The 18765-nt window shown below is 37.7% G+C and carries 11 protein-coding genes; 1 reads left to right on the top strand and 10 read right to left on the bottom strand.

Annotated elements, in window-relative coordinates; all coding sequences use genetic code 11:
• Positions 1-4: 4 nt before the first annotated feature.
• Entirely contained in the window at positions 5-937 is a 933-nt protein-coding gene (locus tag PKC55_RS13380; protein WP_291127895.1) for an aldo/keto reductase, read from the bottom strand.
• Positions 938-1078: 141 nt separating this feature from the next.
• Here PKC55_RS13380 and PKC55_RS13375 point away from each other — a divergent pair, with 141 nt between their 5' ends.
• Positions 1079-2104 (top strand): LacI family DNA-binding transcriptional regulator, encoded by a 1026-nt coding sequence (locus tag PKC55_RS13375; RefSeq protein WP_291127898.1) that lies wholly within the window; start codon positions 1079-1081, stop codon positions 2102-2104.
• A gap of 20 nt (positions 2105-2124) precedes the next feature.
• Here PKC55_RS13375 and PKC55_RS13370 read toward each other — a convergent pair whose 3' ends face one another.
• The 9 genes from PKC55_RS13370 to PKC55_RS13330 all read right to left on the bottom strand — a co-directional run.
• Positions 2125-3615: a UxaA family hydrolase gene (locus tag PKC55_RS13370; RefSeq protein ID WP_324373389.1), complete on the bottom strand. Its 1491-nt coding sequence runs from the start codon at positions 3613-3615 to the stop codon at positions 2125-2127.
• Positions 3612-5048, bottom strand: a complete 1437-nt coding sequence (locus PKC55_RS13365) for a tagaturonate reductase (protein ID WP_324373387.1) — start codon at positions 5046-5048, stop codon at positions 3612-3614. The genes PKC55_RS13370 and PKC55_RS13365 overlap by 4 nt, the downstream gene beginning before the upstream one ends.
• 325 nt (positions 5049-5373) lie before the next feature.
• Positions 5374-6498 (bottom strand): glycoside hydrolase family 43 protein, encoded by a 1125-nt coding sequence (locus tag PKC55_RS13360; protein WP_291129867.1) that lies wholly within the window; start codon positions 6496-6498, stop codon positions 5374-5376.
• A 20-nt stretch (positions 6499-6518) separates the two neighbouring features.
• Entirely contained in the window at positions 6519-9155 is a 2637-nt protein-coding gene (locus PKC55_RS13355) for a glycoside hydrolase family 2 protein (RefSeq protein WP_291129869.1), read from the bottom strand.
• A gap of 2 nt (positions 9156-9157) precedes the next feature.
• Complete coding sequence (locus PKC55_RS13350; RefSeq protein ID WP_291129872.1) at positions 9158-10756, bottom strand: glycoside hydrolase family 43 protein; 1599 nt, start codon at positions 10754-10756, stop codon at positions 9158-9160.
• Between the two features lie 45 nt (positions 10757-10801).
• Entirely contained in the window at positions 10802-11569 is a 768-nt protein-coding gene (locus PKC55_RS13345) for a CE1 family esterase (RefSeq protein WP_291129875.1), read from the bottom strand.
• A gap of 54 nt (positions 11570-11623) precedes the next feature.
• On the bottom strand, positions 11624-14050 hold the full coding sequence (locus PKC55_RS13340; protein ID WP_291129876.1) for a glycoside hydrolase family 95 protein: 2427 nt from the start codon (positions 14048-14050) through the stop codon (positions 11624-11626).
• A 56-nt stretch (positions 14051-14106) separates the two neighbouring features.
• Positions 14107-15855: a glycoside hydrolase family 43 protein gene (locus PKC55_RS13335; protein WP_291129877.1), complete on the bottom strand. Its 1749-nt coding sequence runs from the start codon at positions 15853-15855 to the stop codon at positions 14107-14109.
• A gap of 43 nt (positions 15856-15898) precedes the next feature.
• On the bottom strand, positions 15899-18765 hold a 2867-nt coding region (locus PKC55_RS13330), incomplete at its 5' end, for a glycosyl hydrolase 115 family protein (protein ID WP_324373383.1).

Raw genomic sequence — 18765 nt, 5'->3', positions numbered from 1 at the left:
ACATTTAACTGTTTAACCAAGTATCTCTGAAACGAGGTGCTAATATCGTTTGCACTTCATGTAGCAATTCTTCATCTAGGGCTTGTTTTACCCATGCTATATTCTGTATAACAGCCTCCGGACGGGTCGTGCTGAACAATGTAGTTGCAATTCGTGGATTACTAACTGAATATTTTATAGCCAATTGTTCAATTGAGACTCCTTTCGATTTACAATGACTAACAGCCTTTCTGCACAGATCCTGCAATGGCTTTGGCGCAGGATGCCAATTGGGAGCCCCCCGCTCGGTTAGCAATCCCATCGAAAACGGAGAAGCGTTAATTACTCCGATCTTTTTTGTTTCGAAGTAGTCTATGTAATCGGTCAATGCATCGTCATTGAGGCAATAATGGCAGAATGATAATACACTTTCTACCGTTCCTTCCGGAACCTTATCAATTATATATTTAAAATGTCGTAGGGTAAGATTGGTTATACCCACATGTTTTACTATACCCTTTTCTCTTAATTCGACAAGGGCCGGAAGCGTTTCATTACATACCATATCCAGGTCGGCAAACTCAATATCATGTACATTGATTAAATCTATATAGTCGATATTCAAACGTTCCATACTTTCACAGACACTTTCGGTAGCCTTCTGTGCTGAATAATCCCAGTGGTTTACCCCATCCTTTCCATAACGGCCTACTTTAGTCGATAGATAGTATTTATTACGGTCAATGCATTTTAATGCTTTACCCAGCACTGTTTCAGCTTTCAGATACCCGTAATAAGGGGAAACATCAATAAAATTAATGCCACTTTCTATTGCTGTATGTACAGCTCTTATACCCTCTTCTTCTTTGATTTGATGAAAAACACCTCCCAATGATGAGGCACCGAAGCTAAGATTGGAGACTTTCATTCCGGTCTTTCCTATTTCTCTGTATTCCACTATATTATTTTAAATAATTGTTATTATTCAAAAATATAACATCATGCATTTTCTTCAACCTTAGTAAGTATAAAATCGAACGCAAACCTTTGCGCTTAATTTGCATTTATGTATCTTTATTCTTTAATTATTATATACACTATGCAAAAGATAAGACCTATTTCTTTAAAAGATTTGGCTAAGGAATTGGGAGTATCAATCTCTACAGTATCTCGGGCTCTAAAAAATAGTCCCGAAGTCGGTAAGGAAATTACAGATAAGGTAAAAGCTTTAGCCCGAAAACGAAATTATCGGCCTAATCCCTTTGCTATGAGTTTGCTAAAAAACTCACCGAGAATAATAGGCATAATAGTTCCCGATATAGTCACCCATTATTATTCGTCTATTATTAGTGGGATCAATGATATTGCACGAAAAAACGGTTATTCGACAATTATTACATCTTCATATGAGCAATATGAACAGGAAAAGCAATGTCTCGAAGATTTGATTAACATCAGGGTCGAGGGCATAATTGCGTGTCTTTCACAGGAAACAACAGATTACTCTCATTTTGATGTTTTACTTGAGCAAAATGTGCCTTTAGTGTTTTTTGACCGGATTTGTCTCAAAGAAAAATTCTCATCTGTTATAACTGACAATGTCGAATCTGCACAAAGAGCGACAAACCATTTTTTTGAAACGGGTTCAAAGAGAGTCGCTTTTATAGGAGGAGCAAACCACCTTGAAATAGTTAAACAACGAAAACATGGATATCTTCAGGCTTTACGAGAAAATAAGATACCAATAGAAAAAGAACTCGTATTTTGTAAAAAAATAAGTTATGAAACAGGTTATGAAGGGACTCGCATATTATTGGCATTAACTAATCCTCCTGATGCAATTCTAGGTATGACAGACAGCTTGACTTTTGGAGCGATGAAAGCTATTAGGGAATGGGGACTAAGAATACCTGAGGACATTGCTCTAATCGGGTATACAGACGAGATGCATTCCAACTACGTAGATCCTCCTTTAACGGCTATGACTCATCAAACGTATAAAATGGGAGGAACAGCATGCAAATTGCTCCTTAGACAAATTAAAGGGAGTAATAAAGTTCAACAGATTATTATTCCTTGCATTTTGTCAATCAGGAAATCTTCTGTAAAAAACATATCAGGTTAGAACCTCTATCTTGAAATTAGCTAAAGAGTAACTCCTGTCTTAAATATTGCAATTTCTCTGTAATCTTTTTTTTCATTATTTACAAGCTCTCCATTGGACACCTTTATTACATATTCGATAAAACGTTTACTTAGATCTTTCATCGTTTCGCCTTCGAGCAATGTCCCGGCATTGAAATCTATCCAATTTTGTTTATGATTATACAAATTACTGTTAGTCGAGATTTTCATAGTTGGGACAAATGTGCCAAAAGGTGTTCCCCTACCTGTTGTAAACAATATTATATGACAACCTGATGCTGCCAGAGCTGTACTTGCTACAAGATCGTTACCGGGTGCACTTAATAGATTTAATCCACTCTTTCTAAGGAGGTCTCCATACATCAAAACATCTTTTACTATTGACGTACCTGATTTTTGTGTACACCCGAGCGATTTTTCTTCTAAGGTGGATATACCTCCAGCCTTATTTCCAGGTGAAGGGTTTTCGTATATCGATTGCTTATTCTGTATAAAGTATTCTTTGAAATCGTTTATCAGATGAACTGTCTTCTCAAAAACCTCTTTATTCTGGCTACGTCCCATTAGTATCGTTTCAGCACCGAACATTTCAGGAACTTCAGTCAGGACTGTTGTCCCTCCTTGTGCAACAAGAAAGTCTGAAAATACACCTAATAATGGATTCGCTGTTATTCCAGAAAATCCGTCAGATCCACCACACTTCAATCCTATTTTCAATTCACTTAAAGGAACATCAACTCGACGGTCTTCTGAAGCCAAATTGTAAAGTTCGCGCAGAATTTTCAGACCTTCTTCATGCTCATCATTTACTTTCTGAGTAACAAGAAATTTGACACGATCCGCATCGTATTCGCCAAGCATCTCGCGAAAAGCAGCAGGCTGATTATTTTCGCACCCTAACCCTACTACAAGAACAGCTCCGGCATTAGGATGTAAAACCATATTGCGAAGTATTTTACGTGTATTCTCATGATCCTCGCCAAGCTGAGAGCAACCGTAGTTATGCGGATAGGCTACAATTGCATCTATTCCTTTGCATCCGGTTTCAGTTTTCAAATCATTGACCAGTTCTTTTATGATCCCGTTTACACATCCTACAGTAGGAATAACCCATATCTCATTGCGGATACCAACGGTTCCATTCTTACGACGATAACCCTTAATTGTAAGGATCTCATTTACAGATTCAGCACAAACATCCTGCGGTTCATAATTATACTCTAAAACACCATCAAGATTAGTTCTTATATTCTTCTCATTGACAAGTGCACCTTGTTTGATATCTTTAAATGCATGACCAATAGGAAAACCATATTTGACAATATTATCTCCAATTGTAAAATTCTGTAAGGCTATCTTATGTCCTGTAGGGACATCTTCGAGTACTGTAAACGATATATTATCTATCGATAGCTTCTGACCTGCTGATATTGTATCTATAGCAACAATAACATTGTCGGCAGGATTGATCTTTATAAATTTACTCATCAAAGGATCTCCTTTACTACTTCTTTTATTCCTTTCTGCTGTATAGCATCAAGGTAACTTGTTATTTGATCGGTAAGTCCCGATACATTATTAAGATTCTCGCCCCATATAAACTGTGTACCAAGAACTCCCTCGGCAACCTGACGTGTTGAGCCTGTTGCCCAAAGTCTTTGAAGCATATCTACAATTTTCGGTTCATCTTGAATAACAATAATATCCTCTCCACGCTTCCCTCCTTTATAGTAAGAGATGATTGCAGCTAGCCCTAATACGATACCATCTGGTAAGGAACCTTTACGGTTAGAATATGTTTTCAATCCTGGAAGATCTCGAGTTTTAAATTTAGAAAAAGAGTTAAGCATAATGCTCGTTAGTTGATGTTTTATATAAGGATTACGAAAACGGTCGAGCACATCGTTAGAGAACCGAATCAGTTCCTCTTTTGGCAAATTAAGAGTAGGAAGCAATTCTTCAAACATTACTTTTTGAACATAAGCTCCTATAATTTCATCCTCTACACATTGGCGAACAGTATCTAATCCAGATAAATATCCGACCGGAGAAAGTACAGTATGAGGACCATTTAATAATGTTACTTTACGCTCATGATATGGTTCTTCACTAGGAACAAACAAAACATTCAATCCTGCTTTATCGGTAGGGAACTCTTTTGCGACACTTTGTGGTGCTTCTATCACCCAAAGGTGAAATATTTCACCCTCATCTAGCAGACAATCATTATAACCAATTTGTCCTTTTATCTGAACTGCTGTTTCTCGAGGATAGCCCGGAACAATCCGATCGACAAGTGTACTATATATATAGCAACATTGTTTTACCCATTCGTTGAATTCCTCTCCCAAATTCCAATGTTTGATATATTTATCGATACACTGTCTTAATACTTTTCCGTTGTCAAATATCAATTCGCAAGGGAAAATAATAAGACCCTTATCTTTTGCCCCATCATATTTTTTGAAACGGTGATACAGTAATTGCACGAGTTTTCCTGGATAGCTATTTGCAGGTTTATCTTCAAATTTATTATCGGGGTCAAATGATATGCCTGCTTCTGTAGTATTAGATATTACAAAGCGTATATCTGGATTGACAGCTAGCTTAAGATATTCCTCGAATTGGGTATATGGATTTATGCCACGACTGATAACATCTATCAGTTGTGTGTTATGTATAGCTTCGCCATTGCATAAACCTTTCAGTATAAGGTGATATAAGCCATCCTGAGCATTAAGGGTATCCACCATTCCATTAGGAATCGGTTGTACTACTACGACATTGCTATCGAAATTAGTTTTTTCATTCATATTCCATATAATCCAATCCACAAAAGCGCGAAGAAAATTACCTTCGCCAAATTGAATAATACGTTCCGGACGAACCCGATTAAAAGCTGTTTGCCTATTTAAGTCTCGCATAAATTTTATTGAATTAACAAACCTATTATACAAATATATTTTCAAAAACCTAATCTCATCAATAGACAATTCAAAAAAGATACGCAAAGGTTTGCGCTTTAATAAAAGCAGGTGTATTACCTGTTTTATAATTAGGTATTCATTTATAAAATCAGTAAAGTAAGACTCGTCGTTTCATCTCCAAACATCAAAATTCAGGCATGAGCCTAAAACGAGAGAATTTATTTTTCACAGACTCTATTAGTATATGAAAGTTTATAAATAATACATTATCCACCAATTTTTCTATATTTTTTTGCTAATTTTTCATAAAGAATAGAAATAATCAATATTCTATTATTTGCTCTGTCCATGTAGGGCCATTAATGTAAAACATACCATCTCTGTAATGTACAGGTTCTATACCTAATTGCGGAGTCTTTTCCCAATCCTTCAAGTCGGTACAATATGGATAAGGACGCTTGTCATACATCAAATAATGGCATGAAGTCCAAATATTTTCATCCGGACCTATGAATAATGCATTATGTCCTGTTTCGCAATAAGGGTCTTCCGAATTTTGAAATTTCAGATGCGAGTATCCACCTTCGATGGCTAGTTCTGGACGATAACCTTTCTTTCTGGTTCCAAAAATAGGTTCGCGAGAAACCATCTCCCACGGTCCTAGAGGAGTCCTTGATTTCAAGAGACCAACTTCATAGCCGCGAGTCCAGGATGAAAAGAACATAAAATATATGCCATCTCTTTTTATAACAAAAGGACCTTCTATACCACCAATCATCCAATCGGGATTATCGGGAGATCTCTTGTCCAAGAACTTTTCTGCACCTCCTATTAATGTTCCTGTACTTAAATCTATTTTTGCCTGAAAAAGCCCGTTTCCACTACAATAAAAATATGTTTGTCCATCCTCATCTTCAAACAAGGTTGCATCATTATTATACTGGGGGGTTAGAGGTCCATTCACTAACGCATATGGTCCTGTTACATTATCAGAGGAAAACAACCAAACACTATGTGTACTCATCCCTTTAGGATCTTCTTCTGTAACCTTACCACTGTTTACCGTCAGCCAGTATTTGTTTTGTATGAAATGAATTTCGGGAGCCCAGAAGCGACCATTATAGGGACAATCTTTGGGTAACTTTTCGGCATCTATCAGCCATGAATGATGCTCCCAATTGATCAAATCATCAGAGACCAACAGCCGCACACCTGGGTTTAGTCCTGTCCAAACAGGATTGGATGTCCCAGTACAATACCATTTATCGTCAACCTTAATAATACAGTGGTCACGCATCGAGATCATTGTATCTCTTGTTAGAGGATTCGTATAACGAAAACTTTGTGTTGTTTCTTTCGTTGTACTATCGTAGCTTTCTTTATTGTTTTTACTATTACACGATCCCAATATAATTAGAAACGCAAATACAATATTATATATCTTCATTTTTCAACAATAACTTTTTATTATTTTCGACTTTTACCGCCGACTTTCACCTCAGCCAAACCAGCTTTATCAGAAATAAATGTTATTCGGAGAAAGGCAATATCACAGCCAAAGTCACCATCAAAAGTCCGAATCTTGGAATCTTTCTCTGCTGCCCGGTCGGCTATAACCTCTTGCCAACTGACATCATCTGTAGACACTTCTATTTTGTATCGATAGACAACTTCTCCCGGAAGTAGTTCAACTTGTATTTTGTTGATACAATATAAAGCTTCAAAGTTTAACTTCCACCATTTATCCTTATCCTCATCTGTTGGTCTCCAAACTGTATAGGAATCATTGTCATTCACATTGGCTTTGCTGGTTCCAGTCAAAGACGAACTTACCCAAGTCGGTCTATATGTAGCCAAAAGCATTTCTTGCGTACTCAATTTCTGCACGACAGATTCTATTTCATATCTTTTATACGGACGGTCTACCACAGGAAGGGTAACACCTTCAATCCATGTAGGACTTCCTTTTGTCGTAATCTCAATAGTTGCAGATCCCAATCCTTGAGACGAGGCCTCGATAATCGTTTTTCCGGCATGATATGAACGAAAAGTAATAGCAGCCTGCCCATCGCGGATAAAAATATCAGAGGCTTCGTCTTCAGATGGTGGCATAAAACGGATAACTCGTCCGGTAGGAAATTCTCCGGGACCTGAGATTATACGAAACTCAACCGGAACATTATTACTTATATGTTTGCCTGATGCATCCAATACTGTAACAATCAACTGAGCGTCGTCTGTTCCATCTGTTGAAGTAATGATTTTATTGCTTGCCTTCAGACTTAGTTTCGCAGGGATTCCTTCTTTAGGCCATTCAGGCTCTACCGGGTTTCGGTTACCTTTCTTTAGGGCTTCTACATACCAATAATACTGCCTTTTAGGTAAACGAAAATAGTCTATCATACCCATTGTTGCCAACCATGTCCCAAAAATAGTTCCATGATCGAAACCGCACCATATAATCTGTCCGCTACGCCATGCCGGAGGATTCCATGGGTCTTTACTTTCCTGCGGAGATTTTTCGATATCACCCCATCCGGCAAAAAAACGCCCCGGACGATAAGCCGTAGTACTTCCATATTCTGAAACCAGATTGGGAACTCCCGGATTCTGAAATTCCTCACGAGACGCCCCGTCTCCATTATAGAATGCAATAGCATTATTTCCCAATCGGTCTATTTCTCCGCGTTGTGCTCCACCTATTGCTGCTTCACGGGTTGGGTCCCATATGCGTGAACTGTCAGTAGCAACCCTCAGCAGATTTTTCATCGTTCCGTATGTTTCTCCGTCCGAGAAGAATGGTTCGTTAGACATGCTCCATGCAGCAATAGAAGGACTGTTTCTATGTATTTTAATCATTTCTTTCAATTGCTTCAAGACGCTTTTATCATAGTTTGCCCTATATGCCGGATTGTTAGGATAGCCACTGGATGTAGGAGGGGTCCAACTGAAACGATCTCCATAAGCACCACCTGTTCCCCAAAAAGCATTTTCCTGAAACAGAATAAGCCCTATCTCATCGCAAGCCTTAGAAAAAGCCGGATCGTGTGGATAATGAGAGCCTCGTATACAATTGAATCCGGCATCTTTTATCATTTGTACATCCCTGCGTATGGCACCATTGGTAACGGCATCTCCCCATCCGGCATGATCTTGATGAACATTAGCTCCCATAAGATAATAATGCTCACCATTGAGGAAAAAGCCTCTGTCGGATGTCCATTCAAACCAACGTATTCCAAAAGGAGTTTCATAACGATCTATTTCTTTCCCCTCTATCAAAACAGTTGTGATTGCTTTATATAGTTTCGGGGATTCGGGACTCCATAGTTCCGGCTTTTTTATTTCAGGAAGAATTTGCTTAATCTTTTTCGTTTCAGCTCCATTAATCGTCTCAACAGATTGATTTTTGGCAACAATTGTACCTTCGTGAGAAAAGACTTCTGTCTTTATTGTACAGGTTTTATCTTCTTTATAATTATTACAGATATCAGTCTGTACTTCGCAAAGAGCCCGTTCTTTATCGACTAAAGGTGTGTAAACAAATGTGCCATAAACATCTACATGAACTTTATCTGTAATATTCAGGTATACGTCTCTGTATATTCCTCCGCTAAATTGATGATCTCCGGCACGTGGTGCAACATCCGGCTTCCACAGGTTATTTACCCGTATTGCAATTACATTTTTACCGGGATTTAGATGCTTTGTAATATCAAAATAAAATCCGGTGTAACCTCCTACATGTTTTCCTAAATAATCACCGTTGACGTAAACCTCAGTTTCGATAAAAGCTCCTTCAAATTCCAGAGAAATATTTTTATCACTCCAATCTTGGGGAATATCTACCGTCTTACGATACCATCCATATCCGTTATAAACTTTATACCACATAAAATATGGAATGGAGAATGAATGAGGCAGATGTATATCTGTCCACTCTTTTGTATCTAATCCTACTGATTCTCCTCCGGAAATATCAGAGAGAATAAATTTCCATTCACGGTTGATATTCTGTTTCAATCTGGGAGGATTTTTCGCTTCGGATGATAATATAGAAACTGAACAAAATGCAATAAATAAAAGAATTTTAATCTGATTCATATTCAATATGCCTTATTATCACTTTTCTTATATTCAAAGAAATCCACATCAATATATCCTCCATTGGCCTTGGTTGCATAATTGAAGATAGCAAATTTAGTACCCATAAAAAGTTTCTTATAATCGAATATCATTTTAAAATCATCTCCTATTTTCTTCCACTCCTTATTGTCTAAACTGTAATAAAACGAAGCGATATCTTTATTTAGGTCAAAATCAGCATCAATACGCAGGTAAATAATATCTGAATCAAATTTCATACGTTCTTTTTCTTCTATATCTACACCAAGGATAGACTTGCTTCGATCTTCCAAGTTTACAACATTTGTAGACATTGCCAAATATTTCGTATTCCCATCTTTTGTAATGGATAAAATACCCGAATGTCCATTAAATGCACTAAATCCGGCAACATCTCCATCTTTCATATTTGCTATATCGATAGATACAACTCCGCGACATTGAGGTCCTTCCATTCTTTGTGTAATCGTATTAGGAGCAGCATATAGATTGTCTACAACTCTATTAGTTTTTAATCTTAAATATCCCGGACGCTCTATTAAAGACCAAGCTTCATCAATCGGATTATGATTCCATTGCCAATTAATCTTCAATTGCAAGCTTTTAAAATCGTCACTCTCAACTATACGTTTGCCTGTGTCATGCTTTGCCAGTGGAATTTCCCCTATTATAGGGACTTTTCCTGATTCATCACCTAGCATAGGCCATCCATCAACCCAACGACATGGCATTAAAAGAGGAACACGACCAACAGCTCCCCGATCTTGAAAAATGAGACCATACCAATTTCCATTTTTATCATCAATCAAACAGCCTTGTCCTGCATAAGGAAAACCTGCAAAGTTGTCCTCCAATATGACTTTCTTTTCATAAGGCCCGGTAATTTCATCAGCACGATAACAGACTTGCCGGCGAGGTTTTCCCCTAGGCCAAGAGATCATCAGCAGATAATATTTTCCGTTATATTTAATCACTTGACTGCCTTCCAGTAGTCCTGTTTCTTCTTCATCACGTTCAAAAACATGCATACTTACACCATCTTCTTTTACGCCCGAAAGATCACTCTTAAGTTCTTTTAATGAACCTGTACCCGAAAATACGTATACCCGTCCATCGTCATCGAAAAAAAGAGATGCATCATGAAAATGCTGAGTGCGTGAAACCAGTTCCCATTTTGTCGAAGGATCGTTTGTAGAATATATATAAGCTTTATATGGCTCATCATTAGGAGAGAACAAAACGTAATATTTCCCATTATGGTAACGGATCGATGAAGCCCATTGTCCTCGTCCGTAAACAGTACCTTCCTTCAGGTCATATTTGGGTGTGTCTGTTAGTTTATCAAAAACATAACTCACTATTTCCCAATTAACTAAATCTTTTGATTTCATAACAGGAGCACCCGGCATTAGATGCATAGTAGTACTTATCAGATAAAAATCATCTCCGACTCGGGTAGCCGACATATCAGGTACATCAGCCCACATTACAGGATTCGTAAATTTGGTTACTTTTTTATCGAAAGTTTTACAACCTCCAAAAGCAATTACAATAAATATAAGGAAAACTATCTTTTTCATTGATACTAAATACTAAAATTAAAAAATAGAGCTGAAAACTCTGTTTTATTTTTCTATAGAGTCTAAAGAATACTTTTTCAAAAAGTTCCAGATCTCCTCACTCGAATTGACACAATTGACATCTGTAGAATGCCAATGTCCTTTCCCTTTCAAAGTTAACAGAACTACTTCTACCCCGTTATCTCCAGGTCCCCAATAACTCTTTGTAGCGCATGAATTTTCTTTTTCTGACGGATAAGGACTGGTAATTTGCTCTTCCGAAGAACAGTTATTCCTTGCCGCCCAGGCCCTTACAGACACTAGACTACTATCATAAGGTACAACATCATCATCTGTTCCATGCACATGAATAATTGGTATCGGACGAGAACTCGCTGTATTAGGACCTCTCATCAAATATCCTCCAACGGGCGCAAAAGCAGCAATCTTATCTGCAATTTTAGTAGCTGCATAATATGTCATCATCCCTCCCATCGAAAAACCCGACAGATAAATTCGACTTCGATCAATTTTATAACGACTATACATCTGATCAATTATAGCGTCTATAAATTCAATATCCTTTGTTCCGGATATATCCCACCTTTTATTGATCCCTACAGGATAGACTACTATAAACTTTGCTGTATCTGCAATTGATTCATATTTAGCTTGGCTTTGCTGATAATTCGCATCTTGACCGGCTCCATGTATTGAAATTAACAAAGGTCGATTTTCAGGGATTTTGTGCGGAGCATAAACTATCAGTTTTCTATTTATTTCCCCAACTCGAATACTATCGATCTGCCCTCTTAAATCTGAATGAGTTATCATACAGAAAAAGAATAATAAAATTAAGCTATAACTCTTTCTCATATTAAAGTCATTTTACAAGGAACGTTTTTGTAAAAAAGTATATTTCTTTCCTGCTTGGGTAGGAACGTCATATTCAAATGTTTCTTTTAGTGAAATTCCTTTTAATGAAGCCTCTTGAGATATAATAGGCTTTGCTATATCTGCCGGAGCAAAAAAAAGATTAGAGTTATTACCTTCCGCTATTTTCAATTCTTTTCCAGATAATCGAGTATGCGAACGAATACGCAAATTACCACCAAGCTTCGATAATATTGAAATCTCCGAAACTTGGCCATTCTTCCATTGCATCGATATTTCAAATCCACCGCGTGCCATTATTCCAGATACTGATCCGTCTTTCCACACATCCGGAAGAGCTGGTAACAGGTGAACAGCTCCATCGTGACTTTGAATAAGCATTTCTGCAATACCTGCTGTTAACCCAAAATTCCCATCAATCTGGAAAGGAGGATGGGCAGTAAACATATTAGGGTATGTCCGTCCATCTTCATTCCCTTTTCCTGCCAATGTAAGCATATTACTCACTATTTTGTATGCATGGTTGCCATCGAGCAGACGAGCCCAAAGATTTACCTTCCACCCAATAGACCATCCTGTAGCCATATCTCCTCTGTATATTAAAGAATTTCGGGCAGCCTCGAATAGCTCGGGATTGGTATATGGTGATATTTGGTTACCGGGATACAGGCCATACAAATGCGAAACATGACGATGCTCGTTTTTCGGATCGTCTTTATCTTCGAGCCATTCCTGCAACTGAGAGTATTTTCCTATATGCATAGGCGGTAATTTGCTTACCATAGATAATAGTTGATTTCGATATGCCTCATTTTCACCTAAAATATTATTTGCCTGCGCTGTTCTGGTCAATACATCAAAGACTAGTTGATTATCCATCGTACAGCCAGCAGACATTGGCCCTTGTTCAGGCGAGACTGAAGGACTAACAACCATCCAACCATATTGGGGATGTTCTACCAACGAAGAAAGAAAGTAGTCTGCAGAACCTTTCATGGCAGGATAAACCTCTGCTAAATATTTCTTATCACCCGTAAAAAGGTAGTGTTCCCAAAGATGTTGAATCAACCATGCTCCCCCTGTAGGCCACATGCCGGCCGCTGCAAAATCGATAGGACTCGTTACACGCCATATATCAGTATTATGGTGTGCAACCCATCCATTTGCACCATACATCACTTTTGCGGTTTGGCGACCACTCTCCGACAGATCTTTTATCATCTCAATCATTGGTAAGTGAGTTTCACTAAGATTGGTTACTTCTGCCGGCCAGTAATTCATTTCAGCGTTAATATTAATGGTATACTTACTATCCCAAGCCGGATACATACTATTACACCAGATACCTTGCAGGTTGGCTGGCTGTCCTCCGGGCTGAGACGAACATATCAGCAAATAACGACCAAACTGTGCCAATAATGTAACTAGTGACGGATCTTGATTTTTCTGAAAATCTATAATCCTCTGAGTAGTCGGCAATTTTTCGGCTTCGGGCACACTACCTAAGTCTAGTTTGAATCGGTTGAATTGTTTACTGTAAATATCAGAATGCTTTTTCTGTGCCGATATATAATCCGTTTTGAGAGCTTTAGCCAAAGCATCTGAAGCCTTCTTAGCGGGGTCGCCCTCGACAGATCTGTAGTCAACAAAATTTGTTCCCATCGAAATATAGATAGTCGCTACCGTAGCATTAGATATCAAGATTTTACTATCTGTAACTTCGACCTTCCCATCCTGATTTTTTATCAGCGTATGTATTTGATAACGAATTTTTCCTTCTATACCTTCATGATCTGATCCTTTACCTTCCAGTATCAATATGTTATCCTTCTTAGAGATAGAATGTTGGGAACGATTAGTATATTCAGTCTCAAAATTAAGAGCTCCTTTCTTCTCCGCTGTAATCCGCATAACGATCACATCATCGGCAAATGATGAAAAGACTTCACGAGTGTACTTTACTCCGTTTACGGTATAACGTGTAGTTGCTAAAGCTCTGTCTAAATCGAGTTCCCGATAATAATCCTGATAGTTTTGGTGACTAGGAAAATTGAGGATAACGCTACCTGCTGTTTGAAAAGGCATTCCATGAGTTTTAGTGAAGAATGTTTGGTTTATCAGTTGATCAGCCTCTCTGGTTCTTCCCTCAAATATCAATTCCCGTACTTTAGGTAATGCTCCTAAAGCATCTGGATTGTCATTCCTATATGGCCCCCCACCCCAAATTGTTTCCTCATTCAACTGCAACTCTTCCTTTTCCGGAATACCATACACCATTGCTCCAAGCCTTGAGTTTCCTATAGGCAAAGCCTCCTCCCATATTTTGGCAGGCGTGTCATACCACAATCTAGTATCTTGCGCCCAAGTATTGACTGTATATAAAATTAAGATAGTTACGATATAAAATCTCACCTTTTCCATATTTTCACTTTATTTAGAATCGTAATAAGTTTTCGTTCTCTATTAAAAAGGAAGACTTATAGTCTGATATCATTTGCTGCCGTTGCATATAATCCTATCAAGGCACCCGTAAATCCACCGGCAACATTAGTAGAAAGAATATCACCGGATACCGTTCCTCCTAAATTCTTAAAGTTGTTGTTATCAGTAGAAAAATTGAATCTGTATTCGTCCCCTTTGGCAGATACCTGTAAACGAATTGGATTTTTTACATCTATTTTTTCACTGGCTATGATTATTGATTGTCCTTTTTGCGTTCTTTCCAAAACTAAATAATAGTCATTCCCTTTTTTGGTAACGCCATATACATAATTGAATGATTCGCTCTGATAACATGTGATTCCTGCCAGATCATTTTCTGACTTTGGCAAATAGTCTAATGCAACTGTGACTGTAAAATTTTTATGTTGTTGCCTGTAAAACAAACTCGATATTGGTTTTACTTCTTTAATGTTGACTGAGAAAGGATTTATTTGTAGTCCTTTCTTGGTTAATTTAACAAAGTCTTCACGCCAGCTTCTTACGCCAATCCATCTATAGTCTAATTTATCTGATGAGAAATTATCTGCGAATGTAAAATTTCCATTCGGCAAAAAGCCGTTATCTCCGGTTCGGTTGTGAGCTCCTTTCGGCATTTTTAATTTAGGTTCCATAGGTATAAGTCCATTTTCAAAAACCGGGAATGTACCAGTCCAATCGACAGGTAATATAAATGTCTCACGTCCCGTATTTACACGACTCTTCTCATTTGGACGAACAGCAAGGAAAACACCATAATATTTTCCATCCGGACCTTCTATTAGGTCTGCATGACCTGCCCAATCCACTTTATCCTTTCTGTTTGGAGAAAAATACCTCTGGGTTAAAATAGGATTGCTTGGTGCAGGCGTATAAGGCCCTTTAGGTGAGTCACTCACAAAGATTACTTCACTATGCCAGCCTCCTGTTCCCCCTTCTGCACACATCAGATAATATTTACCATTTTTTTTATAAATATGAGGGGCTTCGATCCATATCGGTTTTTTATTTATATCTACTCCTCCATTGACTACAATCTGATCGCTCCCCGGAATTATCTGATCATTTTCCAAGTCATACTCCCAAACTTTGATCACGCGATGTCCACTATACAGTTCGTCTCCTTTATTCGGAGCGTCATTATGTACCACATAAGCCTTTCCATTATCATCAAAGAAAATAGATGGATCTATACCATCAAATTTAAGTTTGATTGGATCACTCCATCCTTTAAGAGGATCCTTCGTCTTTACTACTATGTTACCAAATCCACCTGCAAACTGGGTTGTAATCATGTAAAAGGTGTCATTATATTTGTTATACCTGATAGCAGGAGCATATATTCCCATACTTATGCCCGCTGTTTCTACCTTCAATTGCGAAGGTCGATCGAGCACATGCCCTATCTGCGTCCAGTTAACTAAGTCTTTGGAATGAAAAATTGGTACTCCCGGAACCATAGAGAAAGACGAGCAAACTAAATAATAATCATCACCTTTACTAGTAATACTAGGATCAGGATAACACCCTTGAAGAATAGGATTATAAAATTCGTCCAGTTTTAATGGATTTTCATTATAAACCTCATCATTCCCTTGATATACGAAGTTTGTAAATATAGGAACACCTGTAGATAGAGCTTTTCCATTTTCTAGAACAGAACATACTCCTGATATGGATACGAGTATGAGATAAGCTATTAATATTATTAACCTATACTTTTTTAATAAATTCGATTTTAAGTTCATCTTCTTCACTTTATATTTATTTAAATGTTTTTGTCATATTATTTTAAAACGACTTTGGTATAGCACCAAAGTAGCTAGGGTACTGGTTATCGGGATTTACGATAATCTTTTCAAGAACGACCTCCGGATCCACCATAAACACTTTCAACGTATGGATGCCTGGTTCATCAACATCAAACTCGACATCCAACCAGCGGATATTATCAAAAATTTCATTTCTGAAATGTTTGTTATGAGATATTAATGCTAAATCACGGTTCACTGGAGGCAATGGTTTCAATACAGTAGATTTTGCCAAGTTTTCTTTATTGTATTCTCCAAATGTATCGACAAGCCCTTTACGAGCATCAAGAATCAGAGGAGTCTGATCATCTAAAGCAGCAGCAATTCTCAGTCCCCTTTGTGGATAAACATCTTGTGTGGGTAAGATACCAAGGCAAACTGTTGTTTTACCCGATTTTGGAAGATATATTTTATATTCCAACACAGGTGCTTTCTCTGGAGTTACACTTGGTGCTGTTACCGGATAAATTCCCATACACGCTTCTCCTCTTCCCAAATCTGGTAATGTTATCCATTCTGCATCACGTCCTGATATATTAGCATTATATTTATTGGCAGGAATAGTAAATTCGCCAATGAACCCACCAAAATAATTCTCTTTAGTATCCGGCATTGAAGATTTTATTGCACTCACCTCGACAGGTATAGTTATCTTACCTTGTTTTACATTTATAATACCGTCTGCTTTTCCATTAGGTAATAAATTCCAATCAATTTCAACTTGTAAACGAAAGTCTTTATTGACTTTACCTTTATTATTGCTTAATTTAATCCAAGGTTTATCCGCTTTGGCCGTAAAATCGAAAGTCCCGACTCCTTTGTTAAATATATCGATATAATAAGATTTGTCATTTAAGAAATCAAACACAGGCAACTTTACTTTCCCTATTGCTTTCGACCATGCTTCTTCTGATCCTTCTACTGCAACTCCCATTGTCGGATTTCCCAGTGCTTTTACTTCTATGAGATCGGGTAGTTTATTTTCTTTAGGCATGAACCATTTCTCATAGCCAATATGTTTGTCCAGCATCATATCCTTCCATTTACCATTGGCTATCTTTTCATTATAATAATCACTAAGTTCTTCGTCGATTTTAAATAACTCCCGTGCTCTTGCTGCATAATCATTTGCGCTAGTGCGTCCTTGTCTGGAATAGAGATTGTTTTTACCGGATGCTAAATATATTTCAGCGACTCCAGCGGATGCTTTAGTCGGGTATAGTACAAGCTGATAATAGGCGTCTTGCGCTTCCGCAGGTATTTTTTGTTGTATTGCTTCCGCTTTGGCTACAATATCGTGCCATAGCTTCAGTACTCTGTCTGCTTCATGATAATTTACATGACTAAAGATAGTCGTTGCCTGAACTTCGGGTTTTCGCCAAAGGTTATATTTTGCATATTTGGAAACAATATCTGCAATATCTTCTGCATATTCTTTTCCAAAAATATTTTCAGCCCAGTTGACTGTATAATCTTGCACTTTATCTGCCGGTATAGCATCAGGATTCCATGCATAACGCATTATAAAGTCAATTGGAAGTTCTTTAGGTTTAAGATCCCCTACATTTACTACCCAAAGTGCATCGAGACCGCTTTTATATGCAAGGTTAAATTGCTCTCTCAACTTGGGTATAGTGGTGGTATTTATCCAACGATCATTCCATGGTCCACCATTCATGTCAATATGATAATAAAGACCGCATCCTCCGGCTTTACCTCTCTCGTGAGGAGGTGCAATACGACGAATATATCCCCAATTATTGTCACAGAACATGAGCAGTACATCATCGGGAACAGAGAAACCTGCATCATAGTAGCGTTGTACTTCAGTAAATATAGCCCATGTTTGTGGAATCTCGGAAGGGTGCTTTCCATAAACATTAGTAAGTATTTCTCTCTGACCGTCAATAACACGGTGTAATATCTTCATATTTTCTTCGTCCCCTCCTTCACTCATAGCGACATCTCCATCACCACGCATTCCGATTGTCACAAGATTGTCATATCCTTTATTCCTATTAATTCCCTCAAGAAAGAACTTATCTAATTTCTCTTTATTTGTAGAATAATCCCAAGGACCAACTTCATCTTTTCGCGATGTATATTCTTTGTGTGAACGCATCATTGGTTCATGGTGCGAAGTCCCCATTACAATACCGTATTCATCAGCCAAAACAGGATTCATCGGGTCGTCTTCATTAAATGACTTTCCCCACATTGCCGGCCATAGATAATTTGCTTTGAGACGAAGCAATAATTCAAACATATGAACATACATTTTGGAATTGATACCTCCAAAATTACTTCGTGCCCAACCTCCGAATGAAGGTTCTTCGTCGTTAATAAATATACCTCGGTATTTTACTTTTGGAGAGGGTTGTACATATCTTCCAGCTTTAACATAAAGTTTAGAGTTCTTTCTTATCGGTGCATCTGCCCACCAATACCAAGGAGATACTCCTATTTTTTCTGATATATCATAAATGCCAAAGATGGTACCTCTTTTATCACTTCCTGCGACAACAAGATTGCCATCGACTGTTGCTATCAAAAATGATTCCCACTTACCGCGAATATCAGATACATCTATTTTTTTTTCTGCAATTAGTTGGTCAATAATCCGACTTTTACCTATGGTTCCTATCAGAATAGATCTTTTTTCAGAGCTAGTTCCTGAAATAACCAGTGATGAAGTTCCTGAAACCTTGTATATATCGTTACTCAGATTATTTGTGGCAATTATTACTCCTTTCCAATCATCAGAATCAACATATATTTTAGCAGATTTACCATTTGCTACAATTTCGAAGCTATTTTCAGACCTTTCATTCTGTATATATTGCGGTA

Source organism: Dysgonomonas sp., assembly GCF_035323175.1.
Lineage (GTDB): Bacteria > Bacteroidota > Bacteroidia > Bacteroidales > Dysgonomonadaceae > Dysgonomonas.
Note: the sequence above shows the minus strand (reverse complement) of the source record. Positions and strands in the feature narration are given on the sequence as shown.

What these genes read in the sequence shown, in the direction of transcription:
- PKC55_RS13365 (WP_324373387.1), bottom strand. Translation starts at nt 5,048, where the DNA reads ATGCGAGACTTAAATAGGCAAACAGCTTTTAATCGGGTTCGTCCGGAA.
- PKC55_RS13355 (WP_291129869.1), bottom strand. Translation starts at nt 9,155, where the DNA reads ATGAATCAGATTAAAATTCTTTTATTTATTGCATTTTGTTCAGTTTCT.
- PKC55_RS13340 (WP_291129876.1), bottom strand. Translation starts at nt 14,050, where the DNA reads ATGGAAAAGGTGAGATTTTATATCGTAACTATCTTAATTTTATATACA.
- PKC55_RS13375 (WP_291127898.1), top strand. Translation starts at nt 1,079, where the DNA reads ATGCAAAAGATAAGACCTATTTCTTTAAAAGATTTGGCTAAGGAATTG.
- PKC55_RS13345 (WP_291129875.1), bottom strand. Translation starts at nt 11,569, where the DNA reads ATGATAACTCATTCAGATTTAAGAGGGCAGATCGATAGTATTCGAGTT.
- PKC55_RS13335 (WP_291129877.1), bottom strand. Translation starts at nt 15,855, where the DNA reads ATGAACTTAAAATCGAATTTATTAAAAAAGTATAGGTTAATAATATTA.
- PKC55_RS13360 (WP_291129867.1), bottom strand. Translation starts at nt 6,498, where the DNA reads ATGAAGATATATAATATTGTATTTGCGTTTCTAATTATATTGGGATCG.
- PKC55_RS13350 (WP_291129872.1), bottom strand. Translation starts at nt 10,756, where the DNA reads ATGAAAAAGATAGTTTTCCTTATATTTATTGTAATTGCTTTTGGAGGT.